Source organism: Bacillus sp. SIMBA_074, from assembly GCF_046534555.1.
Classification (GTDB): domain Bacteria; phylum Bacillota; class Bacilli; order Bacillales; family Bacillaceae_G; genus Bacillus_A; species Bacillus_A mycoides.
The window spans coordinates 1-255 of record NZ_JAWRYM010000849.1 but is presented as its reverse complement, the minus strand read 5'-3'; the positions used below and the strand labels follow the sequence as shown (position 1 = coordinate 255).

Annotated in this window: 1 protein-coding gene; it reads right to left on the bottom strand. The window is 52.2% G+C overall.

Features of this window, described 5'->3' with window-relative positions; all coding sequences use genetic code 11:
• A partial coding sequence (locus SB773_RS33145; protein ID WP_410594684.1) for an SDR family oxidoreductase occupies nt 1-236 on the bottom strand: 236 nt, incomplete at its 3' end.
• Between the last annotated feature and the right edge of the window lie 19 nt (nt 237-255).

The following is a 255-nucleotide window of genomic DNA, read 5'->3' as shown; positions in this document are numbered from 1 at the left end:
GACGCGAGATAAAGCGCAGATTGCGCAATTTCTTCAGGTTTAGCGATGCGCTTTAGTGCATGCAACCCGGCAACAAATTCTTTCGTCTCAGGCGTATTAGCAAACTCCTGCGCTGCTGGTGTATCCGTTCCGCCCGGCAATAAGGCATTTACCCGGATGTTATGAGTACCGTACTCACCGGCAAGTACCTGGGTTAAGCCAATTAACCCAGCTTTACTGGCCGCATACGCAGCCATCGCTGGCATACCCGTGGTA